Annotated in this window: 14 protein-coding genes; 7 read left to right on the plus strand and 7 right to left on the minus strand. The window is 71.5% G+C overall.

Annotation, left to right across the window (positions count from 1 at the left end):
* Positions 1–4: 4 nt before the first annotated feature.
* Positions 5–1,000 (minus strand): aldo/keto reductase, encoded by a 996-nt coding sequence (locus ACZOOI_RS01595; protein WP_465279025.1) that lies wholly within the window; start codon positions 998–1,000, stop codon positions 5–7.
* Positions 1,001–1,154: 154 nt separating this feature from the next.
* Between ACZOOI_RS01595 and ACZOOI_RS01600 the strand changes: the two genes are divergently transcribed.
* Positions 1,155–2,120 (plus strand): helix-turn-helix transcriptional regulator, encoded by a 966-nt coding sequence (locus tag ACZOOI_RS01600; protein WP_465279026.1) that lies wholly within the window; start codon positions 1,155–1,157, stop codon positions 2,118–2,120.
* A gap of 167 nt (positions 2,121–2,287) precedes the next feature.
* On the opposite strand, the gene ACZOOI_RS01605 is transcribed toward ACZOOI_RS01600, so the two are convergent.
* A complete protein-coding gene (locus tag ACZOOI_RS01605) occupies positions 2,288–4,036 on the minus strand; it encodes an amidohydrolase (RefSeq protein WP_465279027.1) in 1,749 nt (582 codons plus the stop codon).
* Positions 4,033–5,574: an APC family permease gene (locus tag ACZOOI_RS01610; RefSeq protein ID WP_465279028.1), complete on the minus strand. Its 1,542-nt coding sequence runs from the start codon at positions 5,572–5,574 to the stop codon at positions 4,033–4,035. Before ACZOOI_RS01610 ends, ACZOOI_RS01605 begins: the two co-directional genes overlap by 4 nt.
* Before the next feature lie 427 nt (positions 5,575–6,001).
* Between ACZOOI_RS01610 and ACZOOI_RS01615 the strand changes: the two genes are divergently transcribed.
* Positions 6,002–6,673 (plus strand): TetR/AcrR family transcriptional regulator, encoded by a 672-nt coding sequence (locus ACZOOI_RS01615; protein WP_465279029.1) that lies wholly within the window; start codon positions 6,002–6,004, stop codon positions 6,671–6,673.
* A 123-nt stretch (positions 6,674–6,796) separates the two neighbouring features.
* Positions 6,797–7,507: a lysophospholipid acyltransferase family protein gene (locus ACZOOI_RS01620; protein ID WP_465279030.1), complete on the plus strand. Its 711-nt coding sequence runs from the start codon at positions 6,797–6,799 to the stop codon at positions 7,505–7,507.
* A gap of 923 nt (positions 7,508–8,430) precedes the next feature.
* On the opposite strand, the gene ACZOOI_RS01625 is transcribed toward ACZOOI_RS01620, so the two are convergent.
* Positions 8,431–9,591, minus strand: a complete 1,161-nt coding sequence (locus ACZOOI_RS01625; protein ID WP_465279031.1) for an NAD(P)-dependent oxidoreductase — start codon at positions 9,589–9,591, stop codon at positions 8,431–8,433.
* Between ACZOOI_RS01625 and ACZOOI_RS01630 the strand changes: the two genes are divergently transcribed.
* On the plus strand, positions 9,500–10,588 hold the full coding sequence (locus ACZOOI_RS01630) for a GlxA family transcriptional regulator (protein WP_465279032.1): 1,089 nt from the start codon (positions 9,500–9,502) through the stop codon (positions 10,586–10,588). The genes ACZOOI_RS01625 and ACZOOI_RS01630 overlap by 92 nt on opposite strands.
* Positions 10,589–10,639: 51 nt before the next feature.
* On the opposite strand, the gene ACZOOI_RS01635 is transcribed toward ACZOOI_RS01630, so the two are convergent.
* Positions 10,640–11,035 carry a nuclear transport factor 2 family protein gene (locus tag ACZOOI_RS01635; RefSeq protein ID WP_465279033.1) on the minus strand — a complete coding sequence of 132 codons (396 nt, stop codon included), beginning with the start codon at positions 11,033–11,035 and terminating at the stop codon, positions 10,640–10,642.
* 228 nt (positions 11,036–11,263) lie between these two features.
* Complete coding sequence (locus ACZOOI_RS01640) at positions 11,264–12,130, minus strand: spermidine synthase (protein ID WP_465279034.1); 867 nt, start codon at positions 12,128–12,130, stop codon at positions 11,264–11,266.
* Between the two features lie 179 nt (positions 12,131–12,309).
* Between ACZOOI_RS01640 and ACZOOI_RS01645 the strand changes: the two genes are divergently transcribed.
* The 3 genes from ACZOOI_RS01645 to ACZOOI_RS01655 all read left to right on the plus strand — a co-directional run bounded on the left by ACZOOI_RS01645 (position 12,310) and on the right by ACZOOI_RS01655 (position 14,968).
* Positions 12,310–12,966 carry an MBL fold metallo-hydrolase gene (locus ACZOOI_RS01645; RefSeq protein WP_465279035.1) on the plus strand — a complete coding sequence of 219 codons (657 nt, stop codon included), beginning with the start codon at positions 12,310–12,312 and terminating at the stop codon, positions 12,964–12,966.
* 351 nt (positions 12,967–13,317) lie between these two features.
* Entirely contained in the window at positions 13,318–14,325 is a 1,008-nt protein-coding gene (locus tag ACZOOI_RS01650; protein ID WP_465279036.1) for a hypothetical protein, read from the plus strand.
* 100 nt (positions 14,326–14,425) lie between these two features.
* Positions 14,426–14,968, plus strand: coding sequence for an anthrone oxygenase family protein (locus ACZOOI_RS01655; protein WP_465279037.1), 543 nt, complete (start codon positions 14,426–14,428; stop codon positions 14,966–14,968).
* 144 nt (positions 14,969–15,112) lie between these two features.
* On the opposite strand, the gene ACZOOI_RS01660 is transcribed toward ACZOOI_RS01655, so the two are convergent.
* On the minus strand, positions 15,113–16,252 hold the full coding sequence (locus tag ACZOOI_RS01660; protein ID WP_465279038.1) for a winged helix DNA-binding domain-containing protein: 1,140 nt from the start codon (positions 16,250–16,252) through the stop codon (positions 15,113–15,115).
* Between the last annotated feature and the right edge of the window lie 28 nt (positions 16,253–16,280).

Here is a 16,280-nt window from a genome sequence, read left to right on the forward strand (position 1 = left end):
CCGCTCACACCCGCGTCCTGGCAACCATTCCCGCGCCGAAAGCCGCCCGGTTGCCGGCCCAGGCCGACCTCGGGGCCGCCGCTTCGAGTCGGGCGAGGTCCGCAGGGGTGAGTTCGAGCGCCGCCGCCTCGACGTTCTCGGCCAGGCGCGTCGCGCTGCGCGTGCCCGGGATCGGCACCACGTCGTCGCCCTGGGCCAACAACCAGGCCAGCGCGAGCTGAGCGGGCTCCACGTCGCGTTCGACGGCGATCGCACTTACCTCCGCAACGATCGCCCGATTGCGGTCCAGGCTCTCGCCGTGGAAACGCGGGTCACCGTGCCGGAAGTCGTTCGGGGCGAGCGCCGTCGGGTCCACGGTGCCGGTCAGGAAGCCGCGCCCGAGCGGGCTGTACGGCACCAGCCCGATGCCCAGTCGGCGCGCCGTCGGGATCACCTCGTCCTCCAACTCCCGCCACCACAGCGACCACTCGGACTGCAGGGCGCTGATCGCGTGGGTGGCCGCGGCCCGCTCCAACTGATCGGCGTTCGCCTCGGACAGGCCGAGGTAGCGCACCTTGCCCTCGGCTACCAGCTCGCCCATCGCGCCGACGCTCTCCTCGATCGGCACGTCCGGGTCGATCCGGTGCTGGTAGTACAGGTCGACGTGGTCGACGCCGAGCCGCCCGAGCGACGCCTCCAGCCGGCTGCGGATGTCGGCGGGCCGGGCACTCACTCTGGGCGTGCCGTCGGCGCCCCGCTCGATGCCGAACTTGGTGGCCAACACGACCTCGTCGCGGCGGCCGGCGATGGCCCGGCCGAGCAGTTCCTCGTTGTGGCCCGAGCCGTAGCTCATCGCGGTGTCCAGCAGCGTGACCCCGAGATCGAGAGCCGCCCGCACGAGCGCGATCGACTCCCGGTCGTCGGCCGCTCCGTAACCCTGCGACAGGCCCATGCACCCGAGGCCCAGAGCCGAGACGGTGAGCCCCTGTCGTCCCAGCGTTCGCGTCTTGATGGTGGTCATGTCGACGACCCTAGGCATGCCCCACACTGGTATCCAGAGACGGCTTTTACTGGTAACAGCGGTACCAGGATCAACCGGATCCCCAGCAGATCCGACCGATATCGAGCAGAACCCGTCGAAACCGATCAAGGAAACCCGCAAGGAACCCGCCAGGATGCCCACCACTCCGAACCCGACGGCGGCGGACCATCCGGGCCTCGATCGTCCCGGCTTCGATCGCCCCGGTGTCGAGCACCGGGTCGCCGACCTCCCGGCCGCCGATCCCCCGGCCCCGCATCGACCCGCCCGCGCACTGGCCGACTTCCTGCGCTCTCGCCGGGCCCGGCTCCAACCCGTCGACGTCGGCCTCCCGCCGGGCACCCGCCGCCGCACCCGCGGGCTGCGCCGCGAGGAGGTGGCCGGCCTCGCGTCGATCTCGACCACGTACTACACGTTCCTGGAGCAGGGCCGCGACGTGCGCCCGTCCCGTCAGGTCCTGGATTCGCTCGGCGCCGCGCTGCGGCTCGAACCGGCCGAACACGCCCATCTGATCCACCTCGCGACGTGCGAGCCGACCGCCGCCCCCGTCGGCGAGGCCGCCGAGGTGCTCGCCCCCGGCGTCGCGGCACTGGTCGACCGCCTCGACCCGGACCCGACCTACGTCACCGGCCGCCGCTTCGACGTGCTCGCCGCCAACCACGCGGCCCGGGCGCTGTGGACCGACTGGTCGCTGCTGCCGCCCGAGGAACGCAACATCGTCTGGTGGACCCTGGTCGCCCCCGAGGCACGCACCCGGCTCGTCGACTGGGAGGCCGAGGCCGTCGGCGCGCTGGCCCGGTTCCGCGCCGCCGCGGACCACCACCCGGGCGATCCGGCCTTCGCCGACCTGATCCGCCGGCTGCGCGCCGCCGGGCCGGAGGCCGATGCGTGGTGGCCCCGACACGATGTGAGCGCGCTGTCCTCCGGTCGGAAGCGCCTTCGGCATCCGCTGCTGGGGCGCCTCGACCTCACCCACGTGGTGCTGCAAGTGGCCGACCGGCCGGACCAGAAGATCGTCACGTTCACCGCCGAGCCGGCCCAGCGGGAACGGATCGCCGAACTCGTCCGCGCCGCCACCCGGCACGCCGACGATCCGTCCTGACCCACCAGGGCCGGCCACACCCGGAACCGACCGGGCCCGGGCCGGAGCAAGCCCGGCCCTGGCCAAGCACCGCCCCGCCCCGCCCCGATCAAGCCTGGAGCGGCCGGGTCCGGCCCCTTTCGAGCCCGGACCCGACCGGGCCCCCAGCCGAGGCCGAGCCCCGGCCCCTACCTCCCGAACACCCGCTCCCCGCCCACGAACGTCTCCGACACCCGGGTCGCGCCGATCTCGCTCTCCGGGCCCGCGAACGGGTCGCGGTCGAGCACCACGAGGTCCGCGTGGTTGCCCACCACGATGCTGCCGGTGTCGTCCAGGTGGTTCGCATACGCACTGCCCGCCGTGTACGCCGCCAGCGCGGTGTGCAGGTCGAGCCGCTGTTCCGGGAGGAAGACCGGCGCGTCCGCCCCGTGGATCCGCCGATTCACCGCCACGTGGATGCCCTGGATCGGGTCCGGGCTGGACACCGGCCAGTCGCTGCCCGCGACCAGCGTCGCACCGCTGCGCGCCAGCGCGCCGAACGGGTACTGCCACCCCGCCCGCTCCGCGCCCAGGAACGGGATGGTCAACGTGTCCATCTGCGGCTCGTGGGCGGCCCACAACGGCTGCATGTTCGCACTGGCGCCGAGTTCGCGGAACCGGGCGATGTCGTCCGGGTGCACCACCTGGAGGTGGGCCAGATGCGGCCGGGTGTCCTTCCACCCGTTCGCCGCGCGCATCGCGGCCACCGCGTCCAGCGCCTCCCGGACCGCGCGGTCGCCCAGCGCGTGGAAGTGCACCTGGAAGTCGTGCGCGTCCAGGGCGGTGACGTAGCGCCGCAGCGCCTCCGGCTCGATGAAGCTGATCCCGCTGTTGTCGGAGGCGCAGCCGCACGACGTCAGGTACGGGCTGAGCATCGCGGCGGTGAAGTTCTCCGCGACCCCGTCCTGCATGATCTTGACCGTCGTACAGGACAACCGCCCGCGTGTACCCGCCTCGCGCCGAGCGCGCAGTTCGTCGATCTGCTCGATCCCCCGGTCGCGCTGCCACCACAACGAGCCAACCACCCGCGCGGTCAACAGCCCGCGGTCCACCGCCGTCAGGTACGCGGTGGTGGCATCGCTGATGTTCGCGTGCGCGCCGAGCAGCGCGTCCTGCCACGCGGTGACGCCCAGCGAGTGCAGCAATTCCTGCGCCCGGAGCAGGCCGGCCAGCTGGTCCTGGGCGGTCAGCGGCGGCAGCAGTCGGCCGATCAGGTCGGCCGCGCCCTCCTGGAGCACGCCGGTCGGCTCACCGTCGGGGTCGCGTTCGATACGGCCGTCGGCGGGGTCCGGGGTGTCCCGGGTGATGCCCGCCAGCCGCAGCGCCGCGCTGTTGGCCCACGCGCCGTGGTGGTCCCGGTTGGGCAGGAACACCGGCCGGTCCGGAATCAGGTCGTCGAGCATCGACCGGTGCGGCAGGCCGCCCGGGAACGCCTCCATCGACCAGCCGCCGCCGGTGATCCACTCGGCGTCCGGATTGGCGTCGGCGTACGCCCGCACCACCTGCCGGTATTCGGCGAGCGTCTCGTGCTCGGACAGGTCGCACTGACCCATTTCCACGCCGCCGCCCACCGGGTGCACGTGCGCATCCTGGAAGCCCGGGATCAGCAGCCTGCCCGCGAGATCGACGACCTCGGTGCGATCACCGATCAGGTCGCGCACCTCGTCGTGCCCGACCGCGACGATCCGCCCGCCGCGCACGGCCACGGAACTCGCCCGGCTGCGCGCCGCGTCGACGGTGTACACCGGGCCGCCGGTGAAGACGACGTCGGCGACCGCGGACGCGGAGGCGACGGACCGCGCGGCCCCAACGGACCGCGCGGAGGCGGAGCCCACGGTGCCCGCCGGAGCAGTGGCCCCGGAGGAAGCGGCGGGGACGGTCTTGTCGGTCGTGCTCATACGATTCCCTCGGACTTGAATGCGTCGAAATCGGCGGCGTCGTTGTAGCGGTCCATCGGCAGCTCGATCGCGTCGCCGTCGGTGCCCCGGCCCGTCTCGAAGTAGGGCGACTTGCGGACGTACTTGGCGTAGGCGGCGAAGCCCAGCCCGCTGACGATCACCACCACCGGCACGGAGAACATGAACCAGCCGTTGTCGGGGCTGAGTTCGAAGCTGTCGCTCATGGTCAGGTAGTCGTACGCAAGGTAGGCGCCGACGCCCAGCAGGGCCAGTCCGCTCAGCCCGGGGATGACCACGGCACGCACGCCCTCACGCCGGTCGGTGCGCAGGGTCGGCCAAAAGCGAACCGCGCAGGCGATGGCGGTGAGGCCGTAGTAGAACGCCACGATCAGGCCGATCGAGTTGACCGCGGCCAGGATCATGTCGTTGAGCTTGGGGATGCCGATCGCCAGGACGGCGGTGCCGGCGGCGATCGCCATGATCAGGAGCGTGCCGATCGCGGGCGATCCGAAGGTCGGGTGGATCCGGGTCCACACCTTGCCGAGCGTCTGGTCGCGGCCCATCGCCAGCATGCCGCGCGCGGTGGGGATGACGCCGGACTGCAGCGAGGCGATCGCGGAGAAGATCAGCGCGAGCAGCGGCAGGCTCGCCCACGGGTCGGCGGCGAGGTGCGCGCCCAGGAAGGTCAGGCCCTGCGGCCCATTCTCGGCCAGTTCCGGAACGGTCATCACGCGCTGGAAGGCGATCGCGCCGAGCAGGAACATGCCGAGCATCACGAACAGCGCGATCAGTCCGCCGCGGGCCGAGTCCTCCGGGTTCTTGGTCTCCTCGGTGACGCTGAACGCCGCGTCCCAACCCCAGAAGAAGAACACCGCGAGCACCAGGCCCTGCGCGAAGTCCGAGGCCGAGTCGATCTCGAACGGGTTGAACCAGGAGAACGAGAACGGCTGCTCGCCGGAGGCGATCGCCCAGACGCAGAAGATCAGCAGCACCGAGTACTCGAAGACGAGCAGATAGGTCTGCAACCGGGTCGCCTGGTGCACGCCGGTGATCGCGAGCACGGTGACCACGACCAGGACGACCAGGCCCAGGATGGTGCTGAGCTTGGTCGAGTTCGGGTCCAGGGTCAGCCCGGCGAACTCGTGCCAGCCGGCCTTGTTGGCGAACTGGAGCAGCACCGAACCGGTGATCGCGCTGGTGTACGCGAGGAAGATGATCGATCCGGCGAGCGCGACCCAGCCGGTGAGGAATCCGGAATACGGACCGATCGACTTGCCGACCCAGACATAGCCGCTGCCGCAGTTCGGCTCGACCCGGTTGAGTCGGGCGTACGCGCCGGCGATGCCGAGCATGGGCAGGAAGGCGATCAGGATGATCGCCGGCGTGGCCAGGCCGACGGTGGCGGCCAGGCTGCCCATGCCGACGCCGATGCTGGTGGTGGCCGCCGTACTGGACGCGGCGACCGCGATGCCGTCGACGACACCGAGCGACTTGCGCAGCGCGGGCGGTTGATCGTCCCGGGGCAGGTTCGTGGACATCGGCGCTCCAAGGGAGGCTAAAACTGACAGGGGGTGGACGCCGATGAAACAGCCTGCGTCAGAATTACGTCAATGGTGTTGACATAAGATCCGCGCGAGCACGATGCCGCAGCGGACGGCGGCATGGATGCCGAGGACATCGGTGGGCGGACCGAGGAGGCTTGGGGACCGAGGGCCGTGGCTCGGGGCCGAGACAGGGGCTTGGGGACCAGTGGCTTGGGGACCGGGCGGCCGGGAGAGATCGGGCACGGCGCACGCCGAGCCGGCTTCGGAGGAACGTGTGGAGCGCATGGAGCAGGTGGGCCGGGGGGATCGAGCGGATCGGGGGGATCGGGGGGATCGGGGGGATCGAGCGGATCGAGCGGATCGAGCGGATCGGGCGGATCGGGCGGATCGGGCGGATCGGGTGGATCGGGTGGATCGGGTGGTGAGTGAACGTCGTCGACGCCGGCCGACCAAGTCGGGGACGGTTTTGTCCGAGGATGTCATTGTCGATTGTGCGGTACGCCTGATCGGGCACCAAGGCGCGGAGGCGCTGACGGTGCGCAAGCTCGGCGCCGCGCTCGGATGCGACCCCACCGCCATCTACCGGTATTTCCGCAGTACCGACGACCTGCTGCTCGCGATCGCCGACTTCCTGATCGGCGAGACGCTGATCGGCTACCGACCGGGCCCCGACTGGGTGGCGTCGCTGCGCGAATTGGGTCTGCGGGTGCGCGACGGCTATCTGCGCCACCCGCGCGTGGCCGCGATCGCGGCGGCCCGGGTGACCCGGCGACACAACGAGTTCCGGGCCGTGGAGATGGGGGTCGCGCTGCTGCTCTCGGCGGGCTTCTCCCCGGCCGACGCGGTCCGCTACTACCGGGCGTTCATCGACACCGTGCTCGCGCACGCGGCCTTGGAGGCGTCCTACACCGCACTCGCGCCCGAGGTGCGGGAGGCCGACGACCGATCCTGGGAGGAGACGTACAACACGCTGCCCAACGCGGACTATCCGGCGATCGGCACGGTCCGCCGGCACCTGGCCGAGGAGATGGCGGGCAGCCCCTTCGAAGATGTGCTCGACCTGCTGCTGGAATCGCTCGCCCGACGGGTGTGAACACGGCCGCGCGGAGCGGCACGGATCACCACGATCGCGTCGTGACGAACTTTTGACACTGCGTCAATGGTGCAGGTGGGTACACGCGTCGTAGGGGGTGCCGCAGACTCGATAAGGTGGCGCGTGTTTCCAGACCTCACCCACTCCCACGGGGGATCCGTGCTGATCGACAAGTTCATGCATGGCGTCGTGGCGCCCACCGCGAAGGCGATCTATCGCCCGCAGACCGAGGGCCGCGAGAACGTACCGATGACCGGCCCGGTCATCATCGCCAGCAACCACCTGTCGTTCGTTGACAGCGTCGCGATCCCCGTGGTCATGCCGCGCAAGGTGTCGTTCCTCGCGAAGGCCGAGTATTTCGACGGCCCCGGGCTCAAGGGCCGGGTCAGCAACGCCTTCTTCTCCGGAATCGGCGCCGTCCCGGTGCCCCGAGGCGCGCACAGCGCGGCGAAGGCCGCCCTGGAGACCGCGCTCTCGGTGCTCGAACGCGGCGACGCGTTCGGGATCTACCCCGAGGGCACCCGCTCCCGCGACGGCCGGCTCTATCGCGGCCGGACCGGCGTCGCGTGGCTCGCGCTCGCCGCGCGCTGCCCGGTGGTGCCGGTCGGGATCATCGGCACGGACCAGGTCCAGCCGATCGGCTCGAACATCCCGAAGTTGTCGCCGCGCGCGCTCATCCGCTTCGGCGAACCGCTCGACTTCTCGCACCACTACGAGCGCAAGGACGTGGCCCGGGCCCGGCGCGAGATCACCGACGAGATCATGGAAGCGATCCAGAAGTTGTCGGGTCAGGACTACGCGGGCGTGTACAACGAGACGCCGGCGGAGGTCTGAGCTGTTTGTGGGCGCCTTCGGTGGCGGCTCGTGAGGGGTCGCTTTTTTGCTCTGCCCCGCTGTGGGGCGAGGCGGGGTGGCCTGGGTCGGAGGCGCGGCACGGGCGGGGCGCTGGAGTGGGGGGCGCGGTGAAGCGGGCACGCCCGAGTCGGGGGTGCGGCGAAGCGGGCACGCCCGAGTCGGGGGTGCGGCGAAGCGGGCACGCCCGAGTCGGGGGTGCGGCGAAGCGGGCACGCCCGAGTCGGGGGTGCGGCGAAGCGGGCACGCCCGAGTCGGGGGTGCGGCGAAGCGGGCACGCCCGAGTCGGGGGTGCGGCGAAGCGGGCACGCCCGAGTCGGGGGTGCGGCGAAGCGGGCACGCCCGAGTCGGGGGTGCGGCGAAGCGGGCACGCCCGAGTCGGGGGTGCGGCGAAGCGGGCACGCCCGAGTCGGGGGTGCGGCGAAGCGGGCACGCCCGAGTCGGGGGTGCGGCGAAGCGGGCACGCCCGAGTCGGGGGTGCGGCGAAGCGGGCACGCCCGAGTCGGGGGTGCGGCGAAGCGGGCACGCCCGAGTCGGGGGTGCGGCGAAGCGGGCACGCCCGAGTCGGGGGTGCGGCGAAGCGGGCACGCCCGAGTCGGGGGTGCGGCGAAGCGGGCACGCCCGAGTCGGGGGTGCAACGTTGCTGCTTGTTGGGCGACTTCGTCGCCGGCTCGCGAGGCACCACTTTTTTCTCTCCCCCGCTTCGCTCCTCCGAGAAAAAAGTGGCCCCTCGCTCGTGACTTCGTGTCCCTCCGCTTCGCTCCGGGTCACGAAGTCTTGGTTTTGCGGCTCCGCCGCTCTCCGCGCTTCGCGCGTCGATCACTGGGGCGGGCTGGGTCGGGGGCGCTGACGCGCCGGGGGGGTGGGCGCGGGTCGGGTGGGTGTGGGTCGTTGGGGTGGTGGGGTTAGTTGTGGAGTTCCTCGATCAGTCGGGCGTAGCCGTTCGAGCCGTGGCCGGCGGCGATCGCGCGTCGGGTGTATTGGCGGTAGAGCTCTGGGAGGGCCGTGTCGATGCCGCGTGCTCGGCTCGCGTGTACCAGGTGGTCCATCGTCGCCAGGTGCACGTCCAGCGTGGCGTCGTCGCCGGGGTAGGTGCCGGCGTCGACCTGGGCGGCGTACTCGCCGATGAAGCCGGCCACGGCGTGGCTCAACCAGCGGTTGGCGATCGGGGTGAAGTCGGCCGCGCTCACCCCGTCCGCGCCGACCACGGCGGAGCCGTGCAACCAGCCGGTCAGCGCCGCCCACATCAGCCCGAGCAGTGCGGTGTCGTACAGACTCGCGACGCCGGCGTCGGCCCCCAGGTCGACCGGGTCGCCGAGCGCTCGCATCGTCTCGGCGTGCCGGGCGAATGCGGCCGGATCGCCGCTGTAGAGCAGCATCGAGTCGGGCGAGCCGATCCCGGGTGGCGTGGACATGATCGCGCCGTCGAGGTAGGCGGCTCCCAACCGGGCCGCCCACGCGGCGGTCTCCCGAGCCTGCTCGGGTGAACCCGAGGCCAGATTGACCAGCGTCCGCCCGGCGAGTGCGGCCTCGTCGGCGGCGAGGATCGTGTGCATTGCGTCGTAGTCCAGGACGCAGACCACGATCAGCGGACTCGCCGCGATCGCCGCGGACACGGTGTCGGCGCGCACGGCGCCCCGGGCAACCACCTCGTCGGCCTTCGCCGCGGAGCGGTTCCACACCGTGGTGGGATGGCCGGCGGCGCGGAACGCCTCGGCCAGCGCGCGGCCCATCGATCCCAGTCCGATGACCGTCACGGCTTCGGTTTCGGCTTCGTGGTTCATGTTCGTCCTTCGTTCGTGGCGCCGGGCACTCGTGCCCGTTCGTGCATGGGTCGCGCCGCTCGCCGCCCTCCTGGGCGGCTGGGGTTTCCGGCGACGCGGACAACCCTCGCAGCGCCGAGAAGGCGCGGACAGTGGCAGGAATGCCTCTGAGCGCAAAATTCGTGCCACCGATGATCTAGGCTGTCTTGTCATGCACGACCGACCTGCGTACCCGCGCGCGAGCGGACCGGGATCCGTCGCCGTCGCGGTGATCGACGACACGGACATCCCGCCCTGGGACATGTACGAACTGGCGCTCGCGTGTGCGGTGTTCGGCACTCCGCAGCCCGAACTCACGGATCGGTGGTACGACTTCCGGGTCTGCGCGGAGCGGCCGACCCGGTCCGGGCCGGCTGTGGCCGAGGCAGGCGACTCCGGAAGCGGAAACGGTTTCGGTTTCGGGATTCGCACCCCGTACGGATGGGACGCGTTGGCCGGTGCGGACACCGTGATCGTGGTGGCCGTGCCGCAGGAATGCGTGGACCACGACCGCGAGTTGCCCGCCGGATTCCTCGCCGCCCTGCGCGCCGCGGCCGATGCCGGGGCGCGGATGGTCTCGCTGTGTACGGGTGCCTTCGCACTCGCCGCCGCCGGCCTCCTGGACGGCCGCCGGGCCACCGCGCACTGGGCGCACACCGAGGATCTGGCCCGCCGTCATCCGAAGGTCACCGTCGACGACAGCGTGCTGTACGTCGACGACGGCGCCGTACTCACCAGCGCCGGCATGACCGCCGGCCTCGACCTGTGCCTGCACATCGTGCGTACCGACCTGGGCGCCCACATCGCCAACCAGCTCGCCCGCCGGCTGGTGGTCCCGGCCCATCGACCCGGCGGCCAGGCCCAGTTCGTGGACCTGTCCGTCCCCGCCACCGACGACGAGGGCCTGGCCCCGGTGCTGCACTGGGCCGGCGCCCACCTCGATCGTCCGCTCACCGTCGACGACCTGGCCCGCCGCGCCCGGATGAGCCCGCGTACCTTCTTCCGCCGCCTCCAGGCCGCCACCGGAACGACGCCGCTGCAATGGCTGCTCACCCAGCGCCTGGCCCGGGCCCAGTCGCTCCTGGAGACCACCGATCTCCCCATCGAGCAGATCGGCGAGCGCAGCGGCCTGGGTACCGCCGCCAACCTGCGCCACCACTTCGCCGCCCGCCTGGGCGTCTCCCCCGCCGACTACCGCCGCGCCTTCACCTCGCCCACCGCCGACCGACCCCGCACCGGCACCGCCGCCACCATCGGCTGACGCCCGCCTCGGCGCCGCCGGGCCGGCGGTTGCCGCCCGCTCGTGGTCGATTCAGGCCCAGAAGTCCTCCGCCGCCGTCATGTCCTCGACGCACTCGTCGAGATCGGTGATCTTCTCGCCGACGATGCGGAACACGATGCCGCCCATCTGGTCGAGCAGCTTGCCCGCCCGCTTGGCGGTGGCTCGGTGTACCGACATCACGTGGCCGCGACCGTCGACGAAGAGGTGTTGCAGCTCGACTCGGAAGGTGCCGTCCGTCTCGGTGGCGAGCTGTACGTAGTAGCCGAGGATCGCTTCCACACCCTTGACGTCGCCCGACAGCCTGTGATTGCCGGGGACGTGTTGCGTGCAGTCGGTCGTCATCATCGAGCGCAGGGTGTCCAGGTCGCCGCAGGAGAACGCCTCGTACCCCTGACGAATCAATGCGGCGTGTGCATGTTCAGCCATGGCATTTCGCCACCTTCCACACCAAACACGGATAAATGGCTGGCGACTCCACCCTGTCACTCCACACGCCGCGGGTCCACTCCCTCGCGGATCGCCTCGGTCGGCGAGCCACCGCCTCCGGCACCGCGCCGAAGAGCCGGTCCCGGTCCCCCGACACCCGTCCGGAACGCGCCTCCCCTCCCGGGCGCGACGGACGCGCCATCCGGTCGGGCGAGTCGTCCGGCTCGCTCATCCGATGCGGAACGTACCCCCGGGCGGAGCCGGCGAAGGGGCGGCCGTGCGATCCGTCACCGGCGCGACATCGCGCGAGAACACCCGGGCCTCGATCCCGGAGAGCACCCGGGCCGGCGTGTCGTCGCCGGCCGTTCGCCGGGCCAGCTGGGACACCGGCAGCGTGATCGCGGACGCGACGACGACGAGGTTGCCGAAGCGCCTGCCGCGCAGTACGCCCGGCTCGGCCATCAACGCCACCTCCGGGAACACCGCCCGCAGGGTGGCCACTTGCGCCCGCGCGAAGTCGAGGTCGCCGCCGTCGGCGATATTCGCCGCGTACACCCCGCCCGGCCGCAACACGCGGGCCACCTCGGCGGCGAACTCCCGCGACGTCAGATGCGCGGGCACCTGGGCTCCCCCGAACACATCGGCTATCACCAGATCGGCCGAGTTGTCCGGCCGCGCCGTCAGCTCGGCCCGGGCATCGCCCGTGCGTACATCCATCGTCTCGCCCGTCGGCAACGGCAGGTGCTCCAGCACCAACGCGACCAGTTCCCCGTCGAGTTCGGCGACGGTCTGCGCCGAACCGGGCCGGGTGGCCGCGATGTAGCGGGGCAGCGTCAGCCCGCCACCGCCCAGATGCAGCGCGGCGATCGGCGCACCCGGTTCGGCCACGAGATCCACGACGTGGCCGAGGCGCCGCGTGTACTCGAATTCCAGGTGCTCGGGCTGGTCGAGATCCACGTACGACTGGGGCGAATCGTTGAGCGTGAGCAACCACGCGCGGGGCCGGTCGATGTCGGGCATCAGCAACGCCGCACCGAGATCCGTCGCCCGCCCCACCGGAATCGACTCGGTCGGTTCTTGCTGGTCGTCGTACATGCATCGATTGTCTCGCAGCCACGACCCCCTCTCCGCCGCCCCGTCCCGATCGCCTTGGCATGATCGTCAGGGGCAGCGGCAACAGGCACCACGCCGCCACGGAGCCGCGACACCGCGGCGCCGATGGGCACCGCAGCACCGACAGGCACCACGAAGCAGGAACATCCGGGAGAGCAGCCATGCAGTTCACCAAGCTCGGCCACGCGTGCGTACGTCTGACCACGGACCGGGGCACCATCGTGATCGATCCCGGCGCCTTCAGCGAACCCGACGCGATGGTCGGCGCCGACGCCGTACTGATCACCCACGAGCACTTCGACCACGTCGTCCCCGACGCGCTCCGGGCCGCCGCCGCGGCCGACCCGGACCTGGAGATCTGGACGAATCCGGCCGTCGCCGCGCAGTTCCCGGATCTGGCCGGCCGCATCCACGCGGTGACGCACGGCGACACGTTCGAGATCGGCGGCGCGCAGGGTGTGGCGGTGCACGTGTACGGCGAGAAGCACGCCGTGATCCACCCGGACATCGCCGTCATCGACAACGTCGGCTTCCTGATCGACGGCCGCGTCTTCCACCCCGGCGACGCGTTCACCATTCCCGAGGAAGCGGTGCCCACGCTGCTGGTGCCGGCGGGCGCCCCCTGGCTCAAACTCGGCGACGCCGCGGACTACGTGCGCGAGGTCGACCCGGCACAGGCGTTCCTGATCCACGACGGCATCTACAACGACACCGGGCTCGCCCTCGCCGAACGTCTCCTGGGCCAGCTCGCCGGCTCCGACACGCGTCCCGTCCGGCGCCTGGCCCCGGGGGAAGGCACCTCACTTCCCGGAGCCTGATGCCGCAACACCGTACGTACGCCGGCCGCTCGGCCGCCCCGGTCCCGCCGTCAGCGGGTGGTCGGTGCCGTCACCGCGGCCGCGTACATGGTGGACTTGATCGCGCCCAGGGTGGTCCGGCCTTTGCCCGCCGGCGGCCGTATCCCGGCCGTGGCCGCCTCGACCGGAGAGGTAGGGAGTCAGTCCGTGGACCGCGATCCCTCGCATTCGACAGCGGTGGCGGCAGGGGTGCCGTCACCGGCACCGCCGGCAGCGGCGACGCCCGAGTCGATGTCGGCGCCGAACCTCCTCCCGCAGCGCCGGTCCGGCGCCGCGGCGGACGCCGATGCGGTGCGAAGCGCCGATTCGACCGTGGCCCCCGTACGGCCGCGGGATCGGTCGTACCACGCCCGTGACGTCGAGGAGATCCGGCAACTGCGGGAGTACAGCGCGCACATCGTGACTCTGGACACCCGGTTCGGCGCCGGCGCCATCCTCGCTCCGGCGGTCCGCTCGGCGCGTGCGGCGCTGCGCGGCGCCCTGGCCGGCCGGCCGTCCCGGGACCGGCTGTCCGCCGTCTCGGAAGCCCACCAGATCGCCGGCTGGCTGGCCTACGACGCCGATCGACACGCGTTGTCCCGTCGACTGAGCACCCAGGCCGTCCGGACGGCGCGTCTGGCCGGTGATCGCTCCGCCGAACGGTTCGCCCTCTCCCAACTGGCGATGCAGGCCATCCATCTGCGCCGTCCGGACGAGGCGTTGCGGATCTGCGACACGGTCCTCGCCGACACCCTTCCATCCGGCGTGCGGACCCTGTTCGTGCTGCGCCGAGCCCGGGCCCTCAATCTGTACGGCGAACACGCCGGGGCCCGCAGGCTGATCGGCGAGACGTACGGCCGACACCTGGAAGGCGTCGGCGCCCGGGATCCGGACTGGGCCTGGTGGCTCGACACCGCCGAGATCACCTGGCATCACGCGATGATCCACGCCGACAACGGGCAGTGGACCCGGGCCATCCCGCTGTTCGAGCAAGCCGCCGCGGGACGCGTCCCCGGCACCCGCACCGCGCACAACGACCATGCCTACCTGCTGCACGCGCTCGCCCGAACCCGAAGTTGGCGCGACGCCGGCGACCTCCTGGAATCGCACATCCTCCCGGCGCACGCCGCGGTCGCCTCCGGCCGGATCACCCGGCTCCTGGCGGATACGACCCGGCTGTCGGCACGCCGTCCGGCCGCGCCCGTGGGCCGCGACCTGGCCCACGACCTGACCACGGTCCTGCGCGGCGCCGACGTGCCCGCCGGGCCGTGCACCGCGACCGATCCCGGCATCGGTAACCCGGAGGTCCACGGTTCCGAGATCGGCCGTTGTTCGAGGTGAGCGCGGACGACAGTCTTGAGACATCGAAGAACGGGACGGCGAAACGCGGAAAACGCAGGCCGATTCCAATCAACAAGCTTCATTCTCAAGGGAGTTCATCATGGCCGCCGTCGACCACACGCTCGCCGCCCCCGCCCGTTCGATCGCCGCCACCCGGGACACCGTCGGCCGCTGGCTCACCGCCGGCGCAGCGGCCAACACCCTGATGGCCGGCACCTACGTCGCCTTCTCCACCGTCGTGATGCCACTGCTGGGCACCAAGGACGACGCCGACTTCGTGCACACCATGCAACGGATCAACGCCGGCATCGAGAACCCCCTGTTCTTCACCGTCTTCACCGCCGCCCTGGCCGCACCCGCCATCGCCGCCTGGAAACTGCGCAGGCACGCGAACACCGCCACCGTCATGCGCTGGACCCTCACCGCCCTCGCCCTCTACACCACCACCGTGCTGACCACCTCCGGCATCAACGTCCCCCTCAACCAGGCACTCGCCCACGCCGGCACCATCGACCCCGGCAAGACCCGCGCCGACTTCGAGACCACCTGGAACATCTGGAACGGCATCCGCGCCGCCCTCTCCACCGCCGCCGCCGTCGCCATGCTCAAGGCCCTCCGCCTCCACCGCCGCAACCGCATCTGACCCCACCACCCCACCCGGACCACTCGCCGCCTTCGGTCGCGACCCGAACGACCGGGAAGCCGGCAGTCGACAGGTGCGCACCGGAACCGGCAGCGACGCCGGCGCCGACGAGGGCCTACCGGGCACGGACGCCTGCGGGCCTGCTCAGACGAAGCGGATCTCGTGGTCGTGCGGGGTGGTGAAGGCCAGTAGACGAGTGGCCTCATCGGTCAGGGCAGCCTTGGCTGCCCGGGTGATCGGGTGGAAGGGCTGCATGTCGAGGACCAGGGGTGGGCCGGCTGCGCCGGCGGCGGGAGAGCCCGCCGAGACCGGCTTGCCGGCTCGGCTGAGCCGCCACACCCCCGCAACCAGGCCGTCCACCAGGAAGGTTGCCCGGATGATGCCGTTGACGGTGAAGAGTCGTTTGCGATTCTCCTCGGAGATGATCCGGGAGCGGTCGGCGTGCGAGAGCAGGATGTTGTCGAATTCCGGGAGGAACCGAACCGGAGCGGGGGCGTCTTCCGGCGGCAACGGAGCGTCGGGGAGATCGAAGAGTTCGCGACCGGCCTCGTCTCGGTAGACGGCCAGGTTCGGACGGAGCCGATCGACCACCTCGCGCAACCGGCCGAGGCCGGACCAGGACTGCATGTCCGCAACGGTGGCCGGGCCGAAGGCCGCGAGGTAGCGCAACAGCATGCCGTCCGGGGCGGTTTCGGCCGCCAGTGGCCGATCGAGCCAGTGTTCGGCCGTGGTACAGGCGGATTGTCCGCTGCGGCCCCACAGCGCACGCGGCGGGACCTGGACCAGGGGTGCCCGGCTGCGCAGCGCGTGCGCCAGAACCTTCGGGTCCTCGCCCGGGAAACGTTCGGCGAGCGCAAGCCCGAGCGCCTTGGCGGTCAGCGGCTGCTCGGCCATCAACTCCCGGCCGGCAGCCACCAGTTCGGCTACATCGACCTTCGAGTCGCCGAGCCCGTGCAACTGGTTGCGATACAGGTCCGCGTCGTAGATCGGCTGCACGACGGGCCGCAGCGCGAGACAGTCGGCGGCGGTAACCAGGTGCACCGTGCCGCGCATCAGGCCCAGCCGAACGGCCCGGCGGTCGGTCAGGAGATCGGCCAGCTCGGCCGGCACGAAGTCGGCGAGACGGGTCCACAGGCCGACGTACGGCGGGTGCGGAGCCTGTGCCTGCATGCCGACCAGGTGCGTGATCGCCGCCTCCGCCGAGATCGCGTGCCGCCGGGTCAACAACTGACGTTCGAGCAGTGCACGATTGAGTCGGCGGACGCTCAGGGTGGTGGTCTCCATGCCCAAAGACTAGGAGCGAATGCGGACG

Source organism: Embleya sp. L77, assembly GCF_055557415.1.